The sequence below is a fragment of the Streptomyces sp. ALI-76-A genome (genome assembly GCF_030287445.1).
In the GTDB taxonomy this organism is placed as follows: Bacteria; Actinomycetota; Actinomycetes; order Streptomycetales; family Streptomycetaceae; genus Streptomyces.
In genome coordinates, this window is record NZ_JASVWB010000002.1 from 3,207,874 (window position 1) to 3,230,708 (window position 22,835).

Below are 22,835 nucleotides of genomic sequence, written 5' to 3' on the forward strand. Positions count from 1 at the left end.
GGTCACGACACACCCTGGAGCAAGCGTGGAACGTCGTACCTTCCTGCGTGCGGCCGCGATCGGCGGCTCCTCCGCCGTCCTGGGCGGAACCCTGTGGCGCGGCGCCGCGTACGCCGCGCCCGCCCAACCCGGAGCCGGCCCCTACGGAGCGCTCGGCTCCCCCGACGCCAACGGCATCAGACTCCCCAGCGGCTTCACCAGCCGGGTGATCGCCCGTTCCGGCCAGACGGTCATCGGAACGTCGTACACCTGGCACAACGCCCCCGACGGCGGCGCCTGTTACGCCGACGGCACCGGCTGGATCTACGTCTCCAACTCGGAGATCAACCCGTCGGGCGGGGCGAGCGCGGTGCGCTTCTCCTCGACGGGCACGATCACGTCGGCGTACCGGATCCTGTCCGGCACCCGCCAGAACTGCGCGGGCGGCACGACGCCGTGGAACACCTGGCTGTCCTGCGAGGAGGTGTCCCTGGGGTACGTGTACGAGACGGACCCGTGGGGCACGCGGGCGGCGGTCCGCCGGGACGCGATGGGCCGCTTCAAGCACGAGGCGGCGGCCGCCGACCCGGTGCGCGAGGTGATCTACCTGACCGAGGACGAGACCAACGGCCGCTTCTACCGCTTCGTGCCGGCGACGTGGGGCGACCTGTCCGCCGGCACGCTCCAGGTGATGGTCGCGGGCACCGCCTCCTCGGGGTCGTTCACCTGGGCCACCGTCCCCGACCCGGACGGCTCCCCCACCACCACCCGCACCCAGGTCTCCGGCTCGAAGTCCTTCAACGGCGGCGAGGGCTGCGCCTACGCGGACGACACGGTCTGGTTCACCACCAAGGGCGACAACCGCGTCTGGCAGCTCGACCTCACGTCGAACACGTACGAGCTGGCCTACGACGACTCCCTCGTCACCTCCGGCACCGCCCCCCTCACCGGCGTCGACAACATCACCAGCGCCTCCTCCGGTGACCTGTTCGTGGCGGAGGACGGCGGCACCATGGAGATCTGCGTCATCACGCCGGCCGACGTGATCGCCCCGTTCCTCCGCGTCGACGGCCAGTCCGCGTCGGAGATCACGGGCCCGGCGTTCTCCCCGGACGGAACCCGGCTGTACTTCTCCAGCCAGCGCGGGACGACCGGCAGTTCCTCGGGCGGGATCACGTACGAGGTGAGGGGCCCCTTCCGCGCGTAGCGTCGCACGACGGTCACGGAATGAACGCTTCAGCTCCACGACACCTGACCCGTCGGCGGCACCCGGTCCCGTGGGGCCGCGGCACGGCGAAGAGGGCGGCACCCCCGCACAAGGGTGCCGCCCTCTCTTCGTGCTCCGGAAGCGCCGCCCCGGTCGGTGAGGGTCGGGGACGGGGGCGGCGGGTCCGGCGTTCAGCGGGATCCGTACGGTCTACCGGTGGTCGCTCCCCGCCGACTGCGACGCCGCGCGCCCCGCCTCCAGTCGCGCGACCGGGATCCGGAACGGCGAGCAGGAGACGTAGTCGAGTCCCACCTCGTGGAAGAAGTGGACCGACTCCGGGTCACCGCCGTGTTCGCCGCAGACACCGAGCTTGAGGTCGGGGCGGGTGGCGCGGCCCGCCTCGGCGGCCAGCTTCACCAGGGACCCCACGCCGTCCTTGTCGATCGTCTCGAAGGGGCTGACGCCGAAGATGCCCTTCTCCAGGTACGCCGTGAAGAAGCTCGCCTCCACGTCGTCGCGGCTGAAGCCCCACACCGTCTGGGTGAGGTCGTTGGTGCCGAAGGAGAAGAACTCCGCCGCCTCCGCGATCTGGCCCGCGGTCAGCGCCGCCCGGGGCAGCTCGATCATCGTGCCGATCGCCAGCTTCAGGTCCGTCCCCGTCGCCGCCTGGACCTCCGCGACGACCTGGTCGGCCTCCTCGCGGACGATCTCCAGCTCCTGGACCGTGCCCACCAGCGGGATCATGATCTCCGCGCGCGGGTCGCCCTTCGCCGCCTTGCGCTCGGCCGCCGCCTCCGCGATGGCCCGTACCTGCATGGTGAACAGGCCGGGGATCACCAGGCCCAGCCGCACGCCCCGCAGACCCAGCATCGGGTTCTGCTCGTGCAGGCGGTGCACCGCCTGGAGCAGGCGCAGCTCGTTCTCGTGCGGCTCCTGGCGGGACTCGGCCAGCGCCACGCGGACCGACAGCTCGGTGATGTCCGGGAGGAACTCGTGCAGCGGCGGGTCCAGCAGCCGGACCGTCACCGGCAGGCCGTCCATCGCCTCGAAGAGTTCGACGAAGTCCTTCTTCTGCAGGGGCAGCAGCCCCTTCAGGGACTCCTCGCGCTCCGCCTCCGTGTCCGCCAGGATCAGCCGTTCCACCAGCTCGCGCCGGTCACCGAGGAACATGTGCTCCGTACGGCACAGGCCGATGCCCTGGGCGCCGAAGCGACGGGCGCGCAGCGCGTCCTCCGCGTTGTCCGCGTTGGCGCGGACCCGCAGCCGGCGCTTGCGGTCCGCGAACGCCATGATCCGGTGCACCGCGGCCACCAGTTCGTCGGCGTCGTCGGCGCCCGCGTGCATCCGGCCCTCGAAGTACTCGACGACCGGTGACGGGACGACCGGGACCTCACCGAGGTACACCTTGCCGCTCGAACCGTCGATGGAGATGAGGTCGCCCTCCTCCACCACATGCCCGCCCGGCACCGTCATCCGCCGGCGCTTCGTGTCGACCTCCAGCTCCTCCGCACCGCACACGCAGGTCTTGCCCATGCCGCGCGCGACCACGGCCGCGTGGGAGGTCTTGCCGCCGCGCGAGGTCAGGATGCCCTCGGCCGCGATCATGCCGTCCAGGTCGTCGGGGTTCGTCTCGCGGCGGACCAGGATGACCTTCTCGCCCGAACGCGACCACTTCACCGCGGTGTACGAGTCGAAGACCGCCTTGCCGACCGCCGCGCCCGGCGAGGCCGCGATGCCCCGGCCGACCTGCGCGACCTTCGTGTCCTCGTCGAAGCGGGGGAACATCAGCTGCGCGAGCTGGGCGCCCGTGACCCGCTGGAGCGCCTCGGCCTCGTCGATCAGGCCCTGGTCGACGAGCTGGGTGGCGATGCGGAAGGCCGCGCCCGCCGTGCGCTTGCCGACACGGGTCTGGAGCATCCACAGCTGACCGCGCTCGATGGTGAACTCGATGTCGCAGAGGTCCTTGTAGTGGTTCTCCAGGGTCTCCATGATCTGCATCAGCTGGTCGTACGACTTCTTGTCGATCGTCTCCAGCTCGGCGAGGGGGACGGTGTTGCGGATGCCCGCGACCACGTCCTCGCCCTGGGCGTTCTGCAGGTAGTCGCCGTAGACGCCCTGGTGGCCGGAGGCGGGGTCGCGGGTGAAGGCGACACCGGTGCCGGAGTCCGGGCCGAGGTTGCCGAAGACCATCGAGCAGACGTTGACCGCGGTGCCGAGGTCGTGCGGGATGCGCTCCTGGCGGCGGTACAGCTTGGCGCGGTCGGTGTTCCAGGAGTCGAAGACCGCGTGGATGGCGAGGTCCATCTGCTCGCGCGGGTCCTGCGGGAAGTCCCGGCCTGCCTCGGTCTTGACGATCTTCTTGAACGTGGTGACCAGCTTCTTGAGGTCCGCGGCCTCCAGTTCGGTGTCGACCGTGACCTTCTTGGCCGCCTTCGCCGCTTCCAGCGCCTCCTCGAAGAGGTCGCCCTCGACGCCGAGGACCGTCTTGCCGAACATCTGGATGAGGCGGCGGTAGGAGTCCCACGCGAAGCGCTCGTCGCCGGCCTGCTGGGCGAGGCCCTTGACTGAGGTGTCGGAGAGGCCGATGTTGAGGACCGTGTCCATCATCCCGGGCATGGAGAACTTCGCGCCCGAGCGGACGGACACCAGCAGCGGGTCGTCGGCCTGGCCCAGCTTCTTGCCCATGCGCTGCTCCAGCGCGTCGAGGTGCGCACTCACCTCGTCACGCAGTGCCGCCGGCTCCTCGCCGCTGTCCAGGTAGACCTTGCAGGCCTCGGTGGTGATGGTGAAGCCCGGCGGGACGGGAAGACCCAGGTTGGTCATCTCGGCGAGGTTGGCGCCCTTGCCGCCGAGCAGGTCCTTGAGGTCCTTGTTGCCCTCGGTGAAGTCGTAGACGAACTTCACGCCCTCAACGCTCTCGCCGTGCTCAGCTACGTGAGGATCTTTGTTTTCCGACACGGGACTCGACTCCTAGAGGCCGCGGTGGCTGCCCTGACGGCCAGGAACATACCCAGATCAAAGGCCTCTGGGTACGTCCACTTGCGCGTCATGTGCCTGTAACCACTCGTCCGCCAGCGGATCCAAAGTCCCCGCAGAGCCGACGACACCAGGCCGATGTCTTCACTCCTTGAACGCATGCGCGCTCACGCTGTTGAATTCGATCTCAGATGAGCGCTCCTGAGCGCATATGTTTTCGGTCGATGAACGATCAAGGGGTGGCACTGAGTGCCACCCCTTGATGAAGTGCAGTCGGTCATAACACGCTCATCTGAGCGCAACCCATATCAGGGGTGGCGATAATCACGCTGCCACAGGCCCGCGCATTTCACCATGCGGACGTGTCCCCGGACGGAAACACGCCTGTCACAGCCCCCGCGACGGCCGTCACACCCCCAGCGCGGCCAGCCGTTCCTCCACCCGCTCCGGCGCGTACAGGTGCTCCACGACCAGCGCCCCGCCCCCGACCAGCCCGGCCCGGTCCCCGAGCCGCGAGGTGACGACCTCCAGCCGGGCGGTGGAGCGCGGCAGGGCCCGCTGGTACAGCAGTTCCCGCACACCGGTCAGGAACGGCGTCCCGGCCAGGTCCCCGGCGATCATCAGTACACCGGGGTTCAGCAGGGTCACCACCGTCGCCAGCACGTCCCCGACCTGCCGCCCCGCCTCCCGCGCGAACGCCGCCGCCTCCGGATGCCCGGCCGCCAGCAGATCCCGGACGTCCGAGCCGGACGCCGCCGGCACCCCGGTCTCCGCGAGTCTGCGGGCCACGGCGCCGCCGCTGGCGACGGCGGCCAGACAGCCGTAGGAGCCGCACCGGCACAGCGCCTGGGCGCCGGCCGGGACCCGGATGTGGCCGAGGTCGCCCGCTCCCCCGTCGACGCCCCGGTAGATCGAGCCGTCGACGACGACTCCCGCGCCGATCCCCGTGGAGACCTTGACCAGCACGAACGCCGAGCAGTCGGGGTGGGAGGCGCGCTGCTCTCCGTACGCCATCAGGTTCGCGTCGTTGTCGACCAGGACCGGGACCGTCGCGGCCCCCGTGTGCTCGCTGAACGAGCGGGCCAGGCGGCCCCGGATGTCGTAGCCGTCCCAGCCGGGCATGATCGGCGGCTGCACGACCCGGCCGGTACCGGTGTCGACGGGACCGGGCACCGCGAGACCGATGCCGCAGACCTCGTCCGCCCGGTGGCCCGCCTTCGCCAGGAGCTCGGCGAACCAGTGGCCGAGTTGGCCGAGCACCGCCTCGGGGCCGTCCGCGAGGGCCGCCGTGCCCGCCTGCTCGGCGAGGATCTCGCCGGTCAGGGAGAGCAGGGCCGCGCGCGCGTGCCGGGTGTCCAGGTCGGCGGCGAGGACCACGGCGTGGGCGTCGTCGAACTCCAGGGTGATGGAGGGCCGCCCGCCGAGAGGGGAGTCGACCGGGCCCCCGGCGCCCTCGCGCAGCCAGCCCGCGCGGAAGAGACGGTCGAGACGCTGGCCCACGGTGGCGCGGGAGAGGCCGGTGGCCTGCTGGAGCGCGCCCCGGGTGGTGGCGCGGCCGCTGCGCACCAGTTCGAGCAGGTCTCCGGCGCTCGCCTGGCCGCTCGCTCGGGTCGTCCTGCCGGACCGTCCGGTCATGCACACCCCCTTGTGTTTCTCAAGCTTGCATTACATATTGGGTTTTGCGTGTTAAATAGACGTAACCCTACGGTGGCCATTGCCGAACTGGTCGGCCGTACGTCTTCGGGGAGCCCTGCGTGGACCGCACAACCCAGCTCACCGCCCGTATCCAGGGTCACTTGGACCCCGTACGCACCATTTCCTCACCGCCCTTCACCGGTCCTGGTGAGGCAAGGGGCCCGGAGGGTGCCGTATACGATCCGGCGGCCAGGACACACGCGGCGTCCACGCCTCCTTCGCTGCACGTCAGGGCCGCCCGGGTGCTGGAGAGCAACTGGACCGGCACCTCCACGGTGCCCTCGTACGGTCTGTACCCGCACCAGTGGTCCTGGGACTCCGCGTTCATCGCGATCGGCCTGCGCCACCTGTCGCCGCTGCGTGCGCAGACGGAGCTGGAGACGCTGCTCGACGGCCAGTGGGGCGACGGCCGGATCCCGCACATCGTCTTCAACCCCTCCGTCCCGCTCGACGCGTACTTCCCGAGCCCCGACTTCTGGCGCTCCTCGACCGCGGGGCGCGCTGCGGGCGCCCCGCGCACCGTACAGACCTCCGGCATCGTGCAGCCACCGGTGCACGCGCTGGCGGCCTGGCTGGTGCACCGTGCCGACCCGGGGCTGTCCCGGTCGCGCGGCTTCCTCGCCCGGGTCTATCCGAGGCTCGCGGCCTGGCACCGGTACCTGCTGCACCGGCGGGACCTCGGCGGGGGTTCCCTCGCGTCCGTCGTGCACCCCTGGGAACAGGGTATGGACAACAGCCCCTGCTGGGACGCCCCGCTCTCCCGCATCACGCCCGCCCCGGCCCGCTCCTTCCGCCGGGCCGACCTCGATCACGGGGCGGCGGAGGACCGGCCGACGGATCTGGACTACGGGCGGTACGTGCGGCTGGCGACGGACTACCGGGACGGCGGGTACGCGGACGGGGCCGGCGCCTTCGCGGTGGAGGACCCCGCCTTCAACGCCCTGCTCATCGCCTCCGAGCACGCGCTGGCCCGGATCGCCCGGGAGCTGGGCGCGACCGGTACGGCCCGGCACACGCGCGCGGAACGCCTGACGGCGGCCCTGATCGACCGGTTGTGGGATCCGGCGGAGGGGATGTTCTTCTGCCGGGACGTGCGCAGCGGGGAGCTGATCCCCGAGCGCGGTGTCTCCGGTCTCGTTCCGCTGCTGCTGCCCACGCTGCCCCGGGACATCTCCACCGCTCTGGTGCGGACGGCGGGCTCACCGCACTTCGGTCTCGGCGACACCACCCGCCTCGTCCCCAGTTACGACCTGCTGGGCGAGGCCTTCGATCCGCGCCGGTACTGGCGCGGGCCGGCCTGGTTCAACACCAGCTGGCTGGTGGAGCGCGGGCTGCGCACGCACGGCGAGCAGGCCCGGGCCGACGCGCTGCGGACGGCGGCCCTGGAGCTGGCCGACACCACCGACTTCGCGGAGTACGTCGATCCGTACACGGGTGAGGGCTGCGGGGCGACCGGCTTCAGCTGGACCGCCGCGCTCACGCTCGACCTGCTGCACAGCGACACCACAGTCACGGCAGTCTTGGCAGCCAAGGGAGGGGACCGGCCATGACGGACCGGCATCATCTGCTCGTGCGTGGCGGGACGTTCGCCGCCGTCGGCGACGGCGGCGACATCAGCGGCGTGCGGGGCGGCAGTGCCCCGGACGGCTTGTTCGTGCGGGACGCCCGGCATCTGAGCCGCTGGCAGCTCACCGTCGACGGCGCGGTGCCCGAGGCGCTGTCACCGGTCGCCGACGGGGACACCGCGCGCTGTGTGCTGGTGCCGCGCGGCGGCCGCCAGGAGCCGCCCGCGTACACGCTCTTCCGTGAACAGGCCGTCTCGGACGGCGCGTTCGTCGAGTCGCTGCGGGTGACCAGCAACCGCCCGGTGCCGACGACGGTCCGGCTCGCGGTCACCGCGGACGCCGACTTCACCGACCAGTTCGAGCTGCGCTCCGACCACCGCACCTACACCAAGATCGGCGCCACCCGCTCCCGCCAGGTCCTCGACGACGGCGTGGAGTTCGCCTACCAGCGCGGTGCGTGGCGTTCCTGTACGACGGTGACGGCCGAACCGGCTCCGGACGGCGTCGAGGAGACCGGCACCGGCGCCCGGCGCCTGGTGTGGACGCTGGACCTGGAGCCGCACGGTTCGGCGGAGCTGACGCTGCGCGTCATGGCCCGCCCGCACGGCGACCGGCGGGCCCTGCGGGTACCGCGCTCCCCGGCCGCGCTGAACGACCAGCTCCTCGCGCTGGAGGGCGAGTTCGCGGAGGGCGTGGCCTTCCCGACGGGCTGGCCGGAGCTGGCGGCGGCCTGCGCGCGCGGTCTCGCGGACCTCGCCTCGCTCCAGGTCCCGGCGACCGGCCCGGACGGCGAGGAGCTGCGCGTACCGGCCGCCGGAGCCCCCTGGTTCCTGACCCTGCTGGGCCGGGACGCACTCCTCACCTCGCTGTTCGCACTCCCCTACCGGCCGGGGCTGGCCGCCGCGACGCTGCCCGCGCTCGCCGCGACCCAGGCGACGGACACCGTTCCGGAGTCGGTCGCGCAGCCCGGCAAGATCGTGCACGAGGTGCGGCACGGGGAGCTGGCCCACTTCGGGCAGGTGCCGTACGGCCGTTACTACGGCTCGGTGGACGCGACCCCGCTGTTCCTCGTCCTGCTCGGCTCGTACGTCGAGCAGACCGGTGACGCGGCGCTGGCCCGCCGCCTGGAGCCGCACGCCCGCGCGGCGATCGGCTGGATGCTGGACCACGGCGGCCTGACGTCGCGCGGCTATCTGGTCTACCGCGCCGACCAGGGCGGACTGGCCAACCAGAACTGGAAGGACTCCCCCGGCGCCATCTGCTCGGCCGACGGCACCCGGGCGAGCGGCCCGGTGATGGCGGCGGGCGCCCAGGGGTACGCGTACGACGCGCTGCGCCGTACGGCGTGGGTGGCGCGCACGGTGTGGGGCGACGAGACGTACGCGGCGCTGCTGGAGCAGGCGGCCGGTGATCTGCGCGACCGCTTCCAGCGGGACTTCTGGATGGCGGACCGCTCCTTCCCGGCGCTCGCGCTGGACGGGGAGGGCCGCCAGGTGGACGCGCTCGCCTCGGACGCCGGGCACCTGCTGTGGTCGGGCCTGCTGGACAAGGAGTACGGGGAGGAGGTGGGCCGGCGGCTGCTGGACCCGGACTTCTTCTCCGGCTGGGGCGTGCGCACCCTGGCCGCGGGCCAGTCGGCGTACCACCCGCTCTCGTACCACCGCGGTTCGGTCTGGCCGCACGACAACGCGCTGATCACGCTCGGGCTCGCCCGCTACGGCCTGCACGACGAGGCCCGCTCGGTGGCCCACGCCCTGGTCGACGCGGCGACGGCGACCGGCCACCGGCTTCCGGAGGTCGTCGCGGGCTACGGCCGCGACACCCACGCCGAGCCGGTCCCCTACCCGCACGCGTGCGTACGGGAGTCCCGCTCGGCGGCGGCCCCGCTGGCGCTGCTCACGGCGGTCGGGGGCGCCTGACGCGCGGGGCGGGGAGTGTTTGCCCGGTGTTTGCCGAGCGCTCGGCGAAAGCGCTGAACACCGGCCGGAGGCGAACCGTACGGGACTGCGGTGGATCCGATCCCTTGGGGAACCGGGTCCGCCGCTTCACCGGGCTTCGCACGGAAGGATCTTCGGGTGCCTGTCTTCACGCGCTTTCGCCGGCCGCCGGACACGGCCGACGACCCCGCCTCCGGCATAGCGGTGAGCGCGGTGGAGCCCGGGGAGACCGCACCCGGCGAGGCCGCATCCGCCGCCGGCGCCTCCCCCACCGAGGGCTCCCCCGCCGGTGCCTCCCGCGGAGCGCGCCTTCGAGCCCGCCTCGCCCACTGGCGTTCCTGGCGCGCCCGCCACCCCACCGCCGCCCGCGTCCTCTACTGGACGACCACCGCGCTGGCCGCCGTCCTCGTCCTCGGCGCGCTCCTGCTGCCGAACAGGATCGTCGCCCTGCAACCCAACCGGTTCACGCGGCTGCCGGTGGAGGCGATCATCGGGGCGGCCGTGCTGCTCGCGCTGCCGCGCCGGCCGCGGGTGGTCCTGGCGGCGTTCTCCGGCGCGGTCCTCGGCGCGCTGACGATCCTCAACGTCCTCGACATGGGGTTCATCGAGTACCTCGGCCGGGGCTTCAACCTCGTCCTGGACTGGGGTCTGCTGGACGACGCGCAGGCGTACGTCGAGGACTCGATGGGCCGGACGACCGCCGTCGGCGCCACCGTCGGGGCCGTCGTCCTCGTGGTGCTCCTGTTGGTGGTCATGGCCCTGGCGACGGTCCGGCTGAGCGAGTTGCTGGTGCGGGACACGCGGGTCGCCACCCGGTCCATCCTCGTCGCGGGCGTCGTCTGGATCACCTGCTCCTCCCTCGGCCTCCAGAACAACGGCATGCCGATCGCCTCCGAACGCGCCGCCGGCGCCCTCAAGCTCCAGGCCCGGCGGGTCACGGACACCGTCCGGGACGAGGCCGCGTTCGCGAAGGAGGCCAAGGCCGACCGGTTCGGCGCCACCCCGGCCGGCCGGCTGCTGCCGGACCTGCGCGGCAAGGACGTGATCTTCACCTTCATCGAGAGCTACGGCCGCAGCGCGCTGGAGGACCCGGTCATCGCACCCGGCGTGGTGCGGACCCTCGACACCGGCACCGCCGCGCTGGAGAAGGCCGGTTTCCACGCCCGGAGCGGGTGGCTGACCTCGGCGACCTACGGCGGCAGCAGCTGGCTCGGCCACTCCACCACCATGTCCGGCCTGTGGATCGACAACCAGCAGCGCTACCGCACGGTCATGGCCGGCGACCATCTCAGCCTCACCAAGGCGTTCCAGAAGACCGGCGCCTGGGACACGGTCGGCGTGATGCCCGGCGTGCAGAAGGGCTGGCCCGAGCAGAGGTTCTACGGCCTCGACAAGGTCTACAACGCCTTCCAGCTGGGCTACCGGGGGCCGAAGTTCAGCTGGTCGACGATGCCGGACCAGTACGCGCTGGAGGCGTTCCAGCGGCTGGTGCACGGCAAGAAGCGGGACCGGCCGCTGATGTCGGAGATCATCCTGACCTCCAGCCACCAGCCCTGGGCCCCCATCCCGGAGCTGGTCGACTGGGACCGGCTCGGCGACGGGTCGGTCTTCGGCCCGATCCAGCAGGCGGGCGTCGACCCGTCGGACGTCCTGACCGACTCCACCCGGTCCAAGGAGGAGTACGGCAGGTCCGTCCAGTACTCCGTCACCAGCCTCATCCAGTGGCTGGAGCGCTACGGCACCGACGACACGGTCCTGGTCTTCCTCGGCGACCACCAGCCGATCGCCCGGGTCAGCGGCCGCGGCGCGAGCCGGGACGTACCGGTCACCGTCGTCGCCAAGGACCCGGAGGTCCTCGAAAAGATCGCCTCCTGGAACTGGACCGAGGGCCTGAAGCCCGCCTCGGACGCCCCGGTGTGGAAGATGAGCGCGTTCCGCGACCGCTTCCTGACGGCGTACGGATCGACGCCTCGTCCGGCGACGGACTAGGAGGTGTGGACGCCCCCCGGGGCTCAGCCTCCGGAGGTGTCCAGTTCCGCGTCCTCGCCGATCCCCGCGCAGTCGTACGGGTCCTTCAGCCAGCCGTCCGGGAGCACCACCCGGTTGTTGCCGGACGTGCGTCCCCGGGGTCCGTCGGCGCCGACGGGCCAGGGCTGGTCGAGGTCCAGCTCGTCCAGCCCTGAGCGGAGTTCGGCCAGCGACGAGGTGACCGCGAGCCGCTTGCGCATCTCCGAGCCGACCGCGAAGCCCTTCAGGTACCAGGCGACGTGCTTGCGGAAGTCGATGACTCCGCGCGCCTCGTCGCCGATCCACTCGCCGAGCAGGGTGGCGTGCCGGACCATGACCTCGGCGACCTCGCGCAGGGAGGGCCGCGCGATGTCCTCGTCACGCCCCTCGAACGCCGCCACCAGGTCCGCGAACAGCCACGGCCGCCCCAGGCAGCCGCGCCCCACGACCACTCCGTCGCAGCCCGTCTCCCGCACCATGCGCAGCGCGTCCTCGGCCGACCAGATGTCGCCGTTGCCCAGCACGGGGATCTCCGGCACGTGCTCCTTCAGGCGGGCGATGGCGTCCCAGTCGGCGGTGCCGCCGTAGTGCTGGGCGGCGGTGCGGCCGTGCAGCGCGATGGCCGTCACGCCCTCCTCGACGGCGATGCGGCCGGCGTCCAGGTAGGTGATGTGGTCGTCGTCGATGCCCTTGCGCATCTTCATCGTGACCGGGAGGTCCCCGGCGCCGCTGACGGCCTCGCGCAGGATGGCCCGCAGCAGGTTGCGCTTGTACGGCAGCGCGGAGCCGCCGCCCTTCCGGGTCACCTTCGGGACCGGGCAGCCGAAGTTCAGGTCGATGTGGTCGGCGAGGCCCTCCTCCGCGATCATGCGGACGGCCTTGCCGACGGTCGCCGGGTCGACGCCGTACAGCTGGATCGAGCGCGGCTTCTCGGTCGCGTCGAAGTGGATCAGCTGCATGGTCTTCTCGTTGCGCTCGACCAACGCCCGGGTCGTGATCATCTCGCTCACGAACAGGCCCTTGCCGCCGCTGAACTCCCGGCACAGGGTGCGGAACGGCGCGTTGGTGATCCCGGCCATCGGCGCCAGGACCACGGGCGGTGCGACGGCGTGCGGGCCGATCGAGAGCGGAAGGGTCATCAGAGGGGCTCCGGGGCGGACGTACGGCGGGGGGCAAAGGCCCATTGTCCCTCACTCGGCCGGGTGCCCGGACGGTGATGACGCGCGGGCCGTGGGCCCGGTGACCGCGCAGCGGGCCCGGTGGGGGGGCTGGGCGCGCCGTTCCCCGCGCCCCCGACGGGGCCCGCGCTCGACCCCGTCGCCTCGTCGACGTCGGGGCCAGCGGGCGTCAGGCCCGTACGACGGGTGCAGGGCGCCGGTGGCTGGGCGCGCCGTTCCCCGCGCCCCCGAGGGGGCCCGCGCTCGACCCCGTCGCCTCGTCGACGTCGGGGCCAGCGGGCGTCAGGCCCGTACGACGGGTGCAGGGCGTCGGTGGCTGGGCGCGCCGTTCCCCGCGCCCCCGAGGGGCCCGCGCTCAGGTCAGTTTTGTGGTCAGGGTCGGCCAGCGTTTGCGTAGGGCCTCCTCCACGTGGGGCAGGGCCCGTTGGCCGGTCAGGGCCAGGGTGATCGCCAGGGCTACTCCGGCCCAGGCCAGGGGGCCGAGCGGTGCGCAGCCGAAGAGCTGGCTGATGCCCGGGGTTTCCACCAGGGCGACCAGGGCGACGGCCGAACCCAGGGACGTGATGCGGACCAGCGGGCTGTCACGGCGGTCGGCCAGGGTCTGGGCCAGCTGGGTGCCGACGACCGCGCACAGGGCCATGGTCGTGGAGCGGCGGGCCGTGCCGGGGGTGAAGCGGCCGAACAGCCAGGCGGTGGTCGCGCCCAGGCAGGTGGTGAGGGCGCGGTGCCGGATCTGCCGGAGGAGCGGGGCGCCCAGGACCGAGGTGGCGAGGGGCTCGCCCGGCCCTTCCTCGGCGGGTTCCTCCGCCTGTTGGTGCGGGGTCACCGCGACCGCCATCGCCGGGAACAGGTCCGTGAACAGGTTCACCAGGAGCATCTGCCGGGTGGACAGCGGCGCGGAGCCCGACAGGAGGGTGCCGACGATGCCGAAACCGACCTCGCCCGCGTTGCCGCCGATGAGGATGGCGATGGCGTCGGCGACGCTGTGCCACAGGGCGCGTCCCTCGCGGACCGCCTCGGTCAGCACCGACAGGTCGTCCCCGGTGACGACGAGGTCCGCGGCGTTGCGGGCGGCGGCCGAGCCGCGGGCGTTGATGCCGACGCCGATGTCGGCGGCACGGATCGCGGCCGCGTCGTTGGCGCCGTCGCCGACCATGCCGACCACCCGCCCGGCGTCCCGCAGCGCCTCGACGACCTGGAGCTTCTGCTCGGGCGCGACCCGGGCCACCACGTCGGCGTCCCGCAGCATCCGGGAGCGGGCCGAGCGGTCGGCGGCGGCCAGTTCGTCGCCGGTGACCACGGTCGCGTCCTGCGGCCAGCCCAGGTCGGCGGCGATGGCCCGGGCGGTCTGCGGGTGGTCGCCGGTCAGCACGACCGGCCGTACGCCCGCCTCGCGCAGCCCCCGCACCAGCGCCGGAGACGTCTCGCGCGCCACGTCGGCGAGGGCGACGAGCCCGGTGAACTCCAGGTCCCGCAAGGGCTCCTCGAGGACGTCCGACGCCTGCTCGCCCTCGCCGAGGGGACGCCCGGCCACCGCGAGCACCCGCAGTCCGTCGCCGGCCAGCGCGTGGGACCGGTCGGAGATGTGGTCCGGCAGACCGGCGCAGGCGGGCAGGACGGTCTCGGGCGCGCCCTTGACCACCAGGACCGGTGAGCCGTCCGCGTCCCGTCCCACGGCGGCGGCGTAACCGCGGCCGGCCTCGAAGGGCCGGCCCTCGATCTGCTGCCACCGCGGGTCGGGCCCGGCCGCGTCCAGGACGGCCTCGTCGGTGGCGTGGGCCGGGCGGACGGTGTCGCCGTCGAGCTGGGGACAGGCGCGGGCGGCGTCCCGCAGCGGGCCGGCCGCCTCGGACCTGTCGAGGGTGTGGACCGTGCCGTCCGCGTCGGTCACCCGCACCAGGCGCAGCCGGTTCTCGGTGAGGGTGCCGGTCTTGTCGAAGCAGACCGTGTCCATGCGGCCCAGCGCCTCCAGCGTGCGCGGGGCGCGCACCAGGACACCGTGGCTGCTGAGCCGGCGGGCGGCGGCCAGCTGCGCCACCGTGGCCACCAGCGGCAGTCCTTCCGGTACGGCGGCCACCGCGACCGCCACGCCGCCGCTCACCGCCTGCCGGATCGGAGTGCCCCGCAGCAGCGACAGGCCGGTCACCGCGGCGCCGCCCGCCATGGTCAACGGCATGGCCTTGCGGGTGAGTTCCTGGAGCCGGGCCTGTACTCCGGCGGCCGTCGGCACCCGGGCGGCGAGGGCGACGGCCCGGGCGGCCTCGGTGCGGTCACCGGTGTCCACGACCACCGCCTGGGCGCGGCCGGCCACCACGGTCGTCCCCTCGAAGACCATGCAGTGCCGTTCGGCGACGGGGGCGCGCGGGGTCGGGTCCGTCGCCTTGTCCACCGGGAGGGACTCGCCGGTCAGCGCGGACTCGTCCACCTCCAGGCCGTCCTCCCACAGCAGCCGGGCGTCGGCGGGGACCACGTCGTCGGCCTTGAGGTCGATGACGTCACCGGGGCTGAGCCTGGCGGCGTCCACGACATGGACCGCCTCCCCGTCGTCCGCGACCCGCGCCTGTTGCTTCTGCTGGGCGAGCAGCCCGGACAGCGCCCGCTCGGCCCGCAGCCGCTGGACGCCGCCGACCAGCGCGTTCAGGTCGAGGGCGCCGAGCACCAGCAGGGCGTCCACGACCGACCCGAGGATCGCCGACGCGGCCGAGCCGACCGCCAGGACCGGGGTGAGCGGGTCGTCCAGTTCGTTGCGTACGGCCTGGGCCAGTTGCAGCGACCAGCGGGCCGGGGCCAGCGCGGGCAGGCGTACGACGGAGTCGGCGGCCGTGCGGACCCGGGCGGTGACCTGCTCGACGGCCGACGGCTCGGCGGGCGCCTCGCGCTCCAGCCGGTCGCGGACGTCGTCCGGGTCCAGGGCGTGCCAGGCCACCCGGGGCCGGGGGTGCGGGGCGCGGGCCAGCGCCACGCCCAGGGCGGATCGCAGCCCGGAGAGCAGGGCCGCGGCGGCGGCGATGTCGACGGGCGCGTGCCGCAGGCCGGGCAGCAGGCTGTGGCCGCCCCGGCGGGACTCGCCGACGGCCACCAGCAGCCCGGACAGCGCGGCGCCGGACCGGGCGAGGGTCTGCGACCGGGTGCCGACCTTGCGGGCCACCGGGACGGCGGCCAGCAGCCGCCACACGTCGGCCAGGCCGTGCGGGGCGAGCACGTCCGCGCCCCACACCACCTGGCCGTCCCGGTCGGTGAGGGCGACGGCCACGTCACCGCGCAGCAGCCCGGCGGTGACGTCCAGGTCGTCGTGCGGGCGGGGGCGGGCGACGGTGAGCACGCCACCCTCGTCGCGCAGGCCGTCGACGACCTCGCGCAACGGCCGGTCGGCGCCGACGACCTGGTCGGCGAGGCCGGTGAAGTCGGCGAGCGCGGGGTCGTCCACGACCACGACCCGCAGTCGGGCCCGCCGTGCCGCGTCCAGGACGGCCTCGGTCCAGGGGTCGGCTCCGGCGCCGGGGGTGAGCAGGGCGCTCGGGTGCAGGACGACGGTGGTGGCCATCTCCAGTTGCCGCAGCCGCTCCGGGTCACGCACCAGGACGCCCGCCGCGGACAGGGCGCCGCTCAGCACGGCGTGGAAGGCGGCGGGCCCGTACCGGGCGGCCTTGGGCGAGCCGGCGAGCACCGCCTCGGCGGCCTCGGCGATGTCGTGCTTGACGAGCAGGGCCGCGACGGCGCCCAGGACGCTGCCGGCGGAGGCGTGGGCGGCGTACTCCTGGGCGGGCGAGGTCCGCAGCGGGGGCCGCAGCGCGGGGTCGGCGGCGACGCTGTCCCGGCCCGGCGCGCACAGGTGGTCGTGCACGGTCTCGAAGGTGGCCGTCCGGGCCAGCGCCTCGGTGAGCTGGCAGCCGCGCAGGGTGCCGTCGAGCAGCAGTGAGGTGGGGGTCTGGCCGGCGCCGTGCACCACCGCGTTGGCGGCGGCCAGCACCACGTCCATCCGGGGCCCGCCGAGTCGGCCGCGCAGCCAGGCGCGGAAGCGGGGGTTCTCCCGCAGCAGGGTGAGCGTGGCCGTGACCAGCCGGGGAGAGGGCGGCAGCCGCAGCGCGGACCCGGCCACGGCGGCGGCGATCCCCAGGGCGTCGGCGCCGAGCGCGAGGGTGGCGGTCCGTACGGAGGCCGGGTCGCCGGGGTGGGTGAGTTCTTCGACGTCGTCGACGTCCACGGGGACGAGCCCGTGCCGCTCCGCGAGTGCGGCCGCCCGCTCCATCACCTCGTCGCTGACGGCCTCCTCGGCCGCCGCCACGACCAGCCGGCCCAGCCCGCTGTCCCAGTAGGCGAACGCCACGTCCGGATGCTCGACGAGGGCCGAGGCGACCCGGCGGGCGAGGCGCTCGGTGTGGCCGGACCGGGACGCCGCGGGCTCGGCGGCGGATCGCGCGCCGTGCGCGGCGGCCTCGGCGACCGGTGCCGCTTCCCGCGCGTGCTCCTGCCCCGGTTCCCGGTCCCCGCCCGCGTCCGTCGTCCGGGGGCGCAGTGCCAGGTGAGCGCGGGTTCCGGCCCGCCAGTCGGTGCCGCCGCCCGGGGCCGCCGCGCGGGCGACCCGGGCCATCCGCAGCGCGAAGTCGGCGCCGCGGACGCCGGCCCGTGCCGTTCCCGCCGCCGCTCCGGCGGCCACGCCCACCGCCGGTGCCGCGGACCGGGCGAGCAGCCGCGGACCGGCGAGGACGAAGTCGGCGGCGACGGCCGACGGGCGGGTGAGAAGTCCTGCGCTCATCACGTTCCCTCAGTCGCTCGTACGGTCGTGCCGGGCCGCCGGGCCACTGGGCCCGCCGCTGCCCGGGGGCGGGGCGGGGGCTTCCGTGGGGCTCGTGGGATGCGCGGGCAGCTTGTCGGAGGGGGTGGCGGGGGACGCCGGGTCGGTCCCGGGGGACGCCGGGTCGTCCGCGGTCGTCGCCGTGCCCCTCGCGGGGGATGCCGCCGGCGCGGCGGCCGACCGTGCCAGGACCTTCGGGGTGGGGGTCCGGCCGGCGGACGCCCCGGAGCCGTCGGAGCCGGTGTCCTCGGCGGCCCGCGTCCCCGGCTCCTCCTGCCGCGGCTGGGTCAGCCAGGCGACCGCCGCTCCGGTGAGGGCGATCGGCCACTCCACGATCCCCGCGACGCCCAGCACCCCGGCGCCGGTGTACACGGCGATGCGCCGCCCGCGCGGCGACACCGCTCCGACCTTGTCCAGCGTCTCCTCGGCCGCCCTGCTCACCACTTTGGCGCCGGGCACCCGGCTCAGCACCGAGGCGGCGGCCCGCAGCGGCTGCGGGAGGTCAGGGGCCGGCCTCTGCTCGGTCTTCTGCTCGGCCATGGCTTCCTCGGCTCCCCTCGGGTCCGGACCCACTTCTTCCGCTTCCCGGGTTCCCGCACTTCGGACAGTCATCCCGAGCGGCGGGAAGGATTCGTTCCTGTTCCGGCGCGAGGGCGTCAGCCGCTCCAGCCGCCAGAGGGGGGCGTGCGGACCGGCGGCTGGCCGCACGGCGGGGATCAGCCGGCCAGTTGTGAAGGAGCCCCCGTTGATGTTGGTCTTGCTGCACACTCCTTGCTGGCCGACGCACACCCGGGCGCGCCCCTGGAGGCAGCATGCTGGAGATCAACACGAGCAAGGTCAGCCGCTGGGACCAGCACGGACGCGAACACGTCGTGCGGGTCCGGCGGACCGGAACCCAGCGCACGATCGACTGCGACACGTGCGGCTGGCGCAAGGGCGCCCAGTTCCTGCCCTGGCTGAAGGCGGAGGAACACCTCGCCGAGGCGCACCAGGCCACGGTGGACCCGGCCAAGTCGTGAACGCGGGGCCGGCCCGGAGGCCCAGGACGTCGTGAACTCGGGGCCCGCCCAGGGGCCCCGGCGAGTTGTGCGCGCGGGGCCCGCCCCAGGGACCTACGGGGTGTCGCCGAGCTCGGTGAAGAGCGTCAGCTGGAGGGCGCCCGGCGCCTCGAGCCGGGAGTTGAGCGAGTTCCAGGGGGTGCGGGTCGGCTCGGCGACCACCTCGGCTCCCGCGGCGGCCAGCTTCTCGGTGGTGGCGACGGAGTCGTCGACCTGGAAGGCGACCCGGATGTGCCCGGCCACGCGCCGGCCGACCTCGACCTCGTCGATGAACGCGGCGTGGTTCGGATCGGTCAGTTCCAGGGTGGCCCGGCCCGCGTCGAGGATGGTGACCCGTCCGTCGGCGGAGCTGAACGCGGCCTCCTCGGGCAGACCGAGGACGTCGCGGTAGAAGTGCAGCGCCGCGTCGTAGTCGGCCGCCGTGACGACCAGGCGCAGCTCGCGGACAGCGGGTTCGTCGGACATGTCGGCTCCTCTGAGGTCGCGGGTACGGACGCGTCAACGAGGTGACCGGCCGCGCGATTCCCGAGCGCCTAGGGCCGCAGTCCCCGCACCACCAGCTCCACCAGCGCCGTGAAGTCCCCCTGCGCGCCCGGCTGTTCCCACTCGCGGGCGTGGCAGGGGTCGTGGAAGCGGCAGGTCGCGTCGAACAGCGCGCGGGCCGTCACCGCCGGGTCGGTCACCGTGAAGGCCCCGGTGTCGACGCCCGCCTGGACGATCCGGGCCAGCTGGGCGGTCAGGTCGGTGATGTGCTCGCCGACGGCCGCACCGGCCTCGCCGGTCAGCACCATGTACGTGGCGAACAGCTCGGGGTCGTCGCCGGCCTTGCGCCGCTTGGCCTCGAACAGGGCGGCGAACCAGTCCCGGAGGCGGGTGTCGGGGTCGCGGGCCTCGTCGGCGGCGATCCCGGCCAGCGCCTCGGAGGTGCGGTCCAGCCACCGCTTCGTCACCGCCTCCCGCAGCGCCGCCTTCGTCCGGAAGTGCCGGTAGACGGAGCCGTGGCTGACGCCGAGCGCGCGGGCCACGTCCACCACGGTCGCCTTGGCCGGGCCGTGGCGGCGCAGCACCTCCTCGGTGGCTTCGAGGATGCGCTCGGCGGTCAGGATCTCGCTGGTCGGTGGCATGGGAGAGACCGTACCCGGCACCGGGTCAGCGTTCGACGTGCGCCATCTGCTCCGCCGGGTAGCGGTCGCCGGCGGCGGCGTCGGCCGGTACGGCCTCCTCGATCGCCGCGAGATCGGCCGCGTCCAGCGTGACCTCCAGCGCGCCCAGCGACTCCGCCAGCCGCTCCCGGGTCCGCGCGCCGACGAGCGGCACGATGTCCTCGCCGCGCGAGAGCACCCAGGCGATCGCGGTCTGCGCGACCGAGGCCCCCTTGCGCTCGGCGATCCGGCGCAGCGCCTCGACCAGGTTCAGGTTGTGCTGGAGGTTCTCGCCCTGGAAGCGGGGCGAGTGCGCCCGGAAGTCGTCGGCCGCGAGCTGCCGGTCGCTGGTGAAGTGCCCGGAGATCAGCCCCCGGGACAGGACGCCGTACGCCGTGACGGCGATGCCCAGTTCCCGGGTGGCCGGCAGGATCTCGGCCTCGATGCCGCGGGAGATCAGCGAGTACTCGATCTGGAGGTCCGCGATCGGGGCGGTGGCGGCGGCCCGGCGGATGGTCTCGGCGCCGACCTCGCTGAGGCCGACATGGCGGACGTACCCCTTGTCGACGAGTTCCGTGATCGCGCCGACCGTCTCCTCGATCGGGACGGCGGGGTCGAGCCGGGCGATCCGGTAGACGTCGATGTGGTCGACGCCGAGACGCTGGAGCGAGTACGCGGCGAAGTTCTTCACCGCGGCCGGGCGGCCGTCCTGTCCGGCCCAGCCGCCGTCCGGGTCGCGCAGCGCCCCGAACTTGACGCTGATCAGGGCCTGTTCGCGCCGGGCGGTGGGCGCGGTGCGCAGGGCCTCGCCGATCAGCAGCTCGTTGTGGCCCATGCCGTAGAAGTCGCCGGTGTCGAGCAGGGTCACGCCCGCTTCCAGGGCGGCGTGGATCGTGGCGATCGACTCGGCGCGGTCCGCTTCGCCGTAGAGCGCGGACATGCCCATGCAGCCGAGGCCGAGGGCGGAGACCTGGGGGCCGGTGCTTCCGAGGGTGCGGGTGTGCGTCGTCATGACAGCCACCCTGACATGACAGCTGACAGATTTCAATATCTGTCAGCTGTCATCTGCTTCTGCTTTCGCCGGCAGTCACCCGCGACCTGCTCCCGCTCCGGAGTCAGGTCCCGTCCGCTCCGGTCAGGCCCCGTCCGCTCCGCTCCGGTCCGGCCGGTCCTACCGCGCCGTGAAGGCCAGCTTCGCCCCCATCACCAGGAACGACCCCGCGAAACCGCGCCGGAGCCACGCCATGACCCGCGGTCGTGAGGTGACGTGCCGGCGCACCGAGGCCGCGAGCACCCCGTAGGCGACGAAGACGACGAAGGTGACCAGCATGAAGACGCCGCCGAGGGTCAGCATCCGCGGCACGGCGTGCGGGCGGGCCGGGTCCACGAACTGGGGCAGGAAGGCCAGGAAGAAGATCGTCACCTTGGGGTTGAGGAGGTTGATCAGCACGGCCCGGACCATCACCTGCCGCGCCGAGGCGGGCGCCGCGTCCCGGCCGCCGCCGATCGCGCCCTTGTCCCGGACCATGGCCCACGCCATGTGGAGGAGGTACACGACACCGGCGTACTTGAGGACCTGGAACGCGGTGGCGCTCGCGTGCAGGAGCGCGGCGACCCCGGTGACGGTCGCCAGCACGTGCGGCACGATCGCGAGCGTGCACCCGACGGCCGCGACCACGCCGGCCCGCCGGCCGCGGGAGAGCCCGGCGGCGAGGGTGTAGACGACACCCGTACCGGGGGTGACACAGACGACGAGGGTGGTGAGGAGGAAAGCGATGCTCATACCGCCACCCTGATGGCGCGACGGCCCCCGATACAGGACCACTGCGGGGTCCGTATCGGGGGCCAAAGAGCCGTCCGTACCGGGGGCCGAAGAGCCGGGGCGGGCGAGGAGTCCTAGCAGCCGACGAGGCGCCCGGCCAGGTAGCCCTCGATCTGGTCGAGGGACACCCGCTCCTGCTTCATCGAGTCCCGCTCGCGCACGGTGACCGCGTTGTCCTCCAGGGTGTCGAAGTCGACCGTCACGCAGTACGGCGTGCCGATCTCGTCCTGGCGGCGGTAACGGCGGCCGATCGCGCCGGCGTCGTCGAAGTCGATGTTCCAGTTCTGCCGCAGCGCCTGGGCGAGGCCCTTGGCCTTGGGCGACAGCTCCGGGTTGCGGGACAGCGGCAGGACGGCGACCTTCACCGGGGCCAGGCGGTGGTCGAGGCGCAGCACCGTGCGCTTCTCCAGCTTGCCCTTGGCGTTGGGCGCCTCGTCCTCGATGTAGGCGTCGAGCAGGAACGCCAGCATCGCGCGGCCGACACCGGCCGCGGGCTCGATGACGTACGGCGTCCAGCGCTCCTGGGCCTCCTGGTCGTAGTAGGAGAGGTCCTGGCCGGAGGCCTTGGAGTGCGCGCCGAGGTCGTAGTCGGTGCGGTTGGCGACGCCCTCCAGCTCGCCCCACTCGTTGCCGCCGAACTGGAAGCGGTACTCGATGTCAGCGGTGCGCTTGGAGTAGTGGGAGAGCTTCTCCTTCGGGTGCTCGAACCACCGCATGTTCTCCTCGCGCAGGCCGAGACCGGTGTACCAGTTCCAGCGCTGCTCCATCCAGTACTCCTGCCACTGCTCGTCCTCGCCCGGCTTGACGAAGAACTCCATCTCCATCTGCTCGAACTCGCGGGTCCGGAAGATGAAGTTGCCGGGCGTGATCTCGTTGCGGAAGGACTTGCCCATCTGCGCGATGCCGAACGGCGGCTTGCGGCGCGAAGTGGTCTGCACCTGGGCGAAGTTGGTGAAGATGCCCTGCGCGGTCTCGGGCCGCAGGTAGGCGACGGAGCCGCTGTCCTGGGTCGGGCCGAGGTGGGTGGAGAGCAGGCCGGAGAACTGCTTGGGCTCCGTGAAGGTGCCCTTGTTCCCGCAGTTGGGGCAGTTGAGGTCCGCCAGGCCGTTCTCCGGGAGGCGCTTGTGCTTGGCCTCGTAGGCCTCCTCCAGGTGGTCCGCGCGGAACCGCTTGTGACAGGAGGTGCACTCGGTGAGCGGGTCCGAGAAGGTGGCGACGTGACCGGAGGCGACCCAGACCTCGGGCGCCAGGATCACGGACGAGTCGATACCGACGACGTCCTCGCGGGAGGTCACCATGTAGCGCCACCACTGGCGCTTGAGGTTCTCCTTGAGCTCGACACCCAGCGGCCCGTAGTCCCAGGCGGCGCGCTGTCCGCCGTAGATCTCACTGCAAGGGAATACGAAGCCACGGCGCTTGCTCAGGCTGACGATGGTGTCGATCTTGTCGGCGGCCACGGTGCTCTCTTCATTAC

15 protein-coding genes are annotated in these 22,835 nt (G+C 73.2%); 5 read left to right on the forward strand and 10 right to left on the reverse strand.

Features of this window, described 5'->3' with window-relative positions:
• Nucleotides 1-25: 25 nt before the first annotated feature.
• Nucleotides 26-1,186 carry an alkaline phosphatase PhoX gene (locus QQS16_RS15385; RefSeq protein WP_286062244.1) on the forward strand — a complete coding sequence of 387 codons (1,161 nt, stop codon included), beginning with the start codon at nucleotides 26-28 and terminating at the stop codon, nucleotides 1,184-1,186.
• 210 nt (nucleotides 1,187-1,396) lie between these two features.
• Here the strand turns inward: QQS16_RS15385 and ppdK are convergent, their stop codons facing one another.
• On the reverse strand, nucleotides 1,397-4,144 hold the full coding sequence (gene ppdK / locus QQS16_RS15390) for a pyruvate, phosphate dikinase (RefSeq protein ID WP_502963789.1): 2,748 nt from the start codon (nucleotides 4,142-4,144) through the stop codon (nucleotides 1,397-1,399).
• Nucleotides 4,145-4,570: 426 nt separating this feature from the next.
• Nucleotides 4,571-5,797, reverse strand: coding sequence for an ROK family protein (locus tag QQS16_RS15395; protein ID WP_286062246.1), 1,227 nt, complete (start codon nucleotides 5,795-5,797; stop codon nucleotides 4,571-4,573).
• A 119-nt stretch (nucleotides 5,798-5,916) separates the two neighbouring features.
• On the opposite strand from QQS16_RS15395, the gene QQS16_RS15400 reads away from it, so the two are divergent.
• The 3 genes from QQS16_RS15400 (at nucleotide 5,917) to QQS16_RS15410 (ending at nucleotide 11,348) form a co-directional block, all read left to right on the forward strand.
• Complete coding sequence (locus QQS16_RS15400) at nucleotides 5,917-7,407, forward strand: MGH1-like glycoside hydrolase domain-containing protein (protein ID WP_502963790.1); 1,491 nt, start codon at nucleotides 5,917-5,919, stop codon at nucleotides 7,405-7,407.
• On the forward strand, nucleotides 7,404-9,341 hold the full coding sequence (locus tag QQS16_RS15405) for an amylo-alpha-1,6-glucosidase (protein WP_286062247.1): 1,938 nt from the start codon (nucleotides 7,404-7,406) through the stop codon (nucleotides 9,339-9,341). Before QQS16_RS15400 ends, QQS16_RS15405 begins: the two co-directional genes overlap by 4 nt.
• 156 nt (nucleotides 9,342-9,497) lie before the next feature.
• Complete coding sequence (locus QQS16_RS15410; protein WP_286062248.1) at nucleotides 9,498-11,348, forward strand: alkaline phosphatase family protein; 1,851 nt, start codon at nucleotides 9,498-9,500, stop codon at nucleotides 11,346-11,348.
• Nucleotides 11,349-11,371: 23 nt separating this feature from the next.
• Here the strand turns inward: QQS16_RS15410 and dusB are convergent, their stop codons facing one another.
• The 3 genes from dusB to QQS16_RS15425 form a co-directional block, all read right to left on the reverse strand.
• On the reverse strand, nucleotides 11,372-12,505 hold the full coding sequence (gene dusB / locus QQS16_RS15415; protein WP_286062249.1) for a tRNA dihydrouridine synthase DusB: 1,134 nt from the start codon (nucleotides 12,503-12,505) through the stop codon (nucleotides 11,372-11,374).
• 394 nt (nucleotides 12,506-12,899) lie between these two features.
• A complete protein-coding gene (locus QQS16_RS15420) occupies nucleotides 12,900-17,300 on the reverse strand; it encodes a cation-translocating P-type ATPase (RefSeq protein WP_286062250.1) in 4,401 nt (1,466 codons plus the stop codon).
• A gap of 9 nt (nucleotides 17,301-17,309) precedes the next feature.
• Nucleotides 17,310-17,879 (reverse strand): hypothetical protein, encoded by a 570-nt coding sequence (locus tag QQS16_RS15425; RefSeq protein WP_286062252.1) that lies wholly within the window; start codon nucleotides 17,877-17,879, stop codon nucleotides 17,310-17,312.
• Nucleotides 17,880-18,151: 272 nt separating this feature from the next.
• Between QQS16_RS15425 and QQS16_RS15430 the strand changes: the two genes are divergently transcribed.
• The gene (locus QQS16_RS15430; protein ID WP_286062253.1) at nucleotides 18,152-18,358 is read left to right on the forward strand and encodes a hypothetical protein; all 207 of its coding nucleotides are present in this window, start codon (nucleotides 18,152-18,154) and stop codon (nucleotides 18,356-18,358) included.
• A gap of 93 nt (nucleotides 18,359-18,451) precedes the next feature.
• Here QQS16_RS15430 and QQS16_RS15435 read toward each other — a convergent pair whose 3' ends face one another.
• The 5 genes from QQS16_RS15435 to QQS16_RS15455 form a co-directional block, all read right to left on the reverse strand.
• Nucleotides 18,452-18,862 (reverse strand): VOC family protein, encoded by a 411-nt coding sequence (locus QQS16_RS15435; RefSeq protein WP_286062254.1) that lies wholly within the window; start codon nucleotides 18,860-18,862, stop codon nucleotides 18,452-18,454.
• Nucleotides 18,863-18,930: 68 nt separating this feature from the next.
• Nucleotides 18,931-19,521 (reverse strand): TetR/AcrR family transcriptional regulator, encoded by a 591-nt coding sequence (locus QQS16_RS15440; protein ID WP_286062255.1) that lies wholly within the window; start codon nucleotides 19,519-19,521, stop codon nucleotides 18,931-18,933.
• Nucleotides 19,522-19,546: 25 nt separating this feature from the next.
• Nucleotides 19,547-20,551, reverse strand: coding sequence for an aldo/keto reductase (locus QQS16_RS15445; RefSeq protein WP_286062256.1), 1,005 nt, complete (start codon nucleotides 20,549-20,551; stop codon nucleotides 19,547-19,549).
• Nucleotides 20,552-20,710: 159 nt separating this feature from the next.
• Complete coding sequence (locus QQS16_RS15450) at nucleotides 20,711-21,322, reverse strand: LysE family translocator (protein ID WP_286062257.1); 612 nt, start codon at nucleotides 21,320-21,322, stop codon at nucleotides 20,711-20,713.
• A gap of 113 nt (nucleotides 21,323-21,435) precedes the next feature.
• Nucleotides 21,436-22,818, reverse strand: a complete 1,383-nt coding sequence (locus tag QQS16_RS15455) for a glycine--tRNA ligase (RefSeq protein ID WP_286062258.1) — start codon at nucleotides 22,816-22,818, stop codon at nucleotides 21,436-21,438.
• Nucleotides 22,819-22,835 lie beyond the last annotated feature (17 nt).

What these genes read in the sequence shown, in the direction of transcription:
- QQS16_RS15395 (WP_286062246.1), bottom strand. Translation starts at nt 5,797, where the DNA reads ATGACCGGACGGTCCGGCAGGACGACCCGAGCGAGCGGCCAGGCGAGC.
- QQS16_RS15405 (WP_286062247.1), top strand. Translation starts at nt 7,404, where the DNA reads ATGACGGACCGGCATCATCTGCTCGTGCGTGGCGGGACGTTCGCCGCC.
- dusB (WP_286062249.1), bottom strand. Translation starts at nt 12,505, where the DNA reads ATGACCCTTCCGCTCTCGATCGGCCCGCACGCCGTCGCACCGCCCGTG.
- QQS16_RS15420 (WP_286062250.1), bottom strand. Translation starts at nt 17,300, where the DNA reads ATGAGCGCAGGACTTCTCACCCGCCCGTCGGCCGTCGCCGCCGACTTC.
- QQS16_RS15425 (WP_286062252.1), bottom strand. Translation starts at nt 17,879, where the DNA reads ATGGCCGAGCAGAAGACCGAGCAGAGGCCGGCCCCTGACCTCCCGCAG.
- QQS16_RS15430 (WP_286062253.1), top strand. Translation starts at nt 18,152, where the DNA reads ATGCTGGAGATCAACACGAGCAAGGTCAGCCGCTGGGACCAGCACGGA.
- QQS16_RS15435 (WP_286062254.1), bottom strand. Translation starts at nt 18,862, where the DNA reads ATGTCCGACGAACCCGCTGTCCGCGAGCTGCGCCTGGTCGTCACGGCG.
- QQS16_RS15440 (WP_286062255.1), bottom strand. Translation starts at nt 19,521, where the DNA reads ATGCCACCGACCAGCGAGATCCTGACCGCCGAGCGCATCCTCGAAGCC.
- QQS16_RS15445 (WP_286062256.1), bottom strand. Translation starts at nt 20,551, where the DNA reads ATGACGACGCACACCCGCACCCTCGGAAGCACCGGCCCCCAGGTCTCC.
- QQS16_RS15450 (WP_286062257.1), bottom strand. Translation starts at nt 21,322, where the DNA reads ATGAGCATCGCTTTCCTCCTCACCACCCTCGTCGTCTGTGTCACCCCC.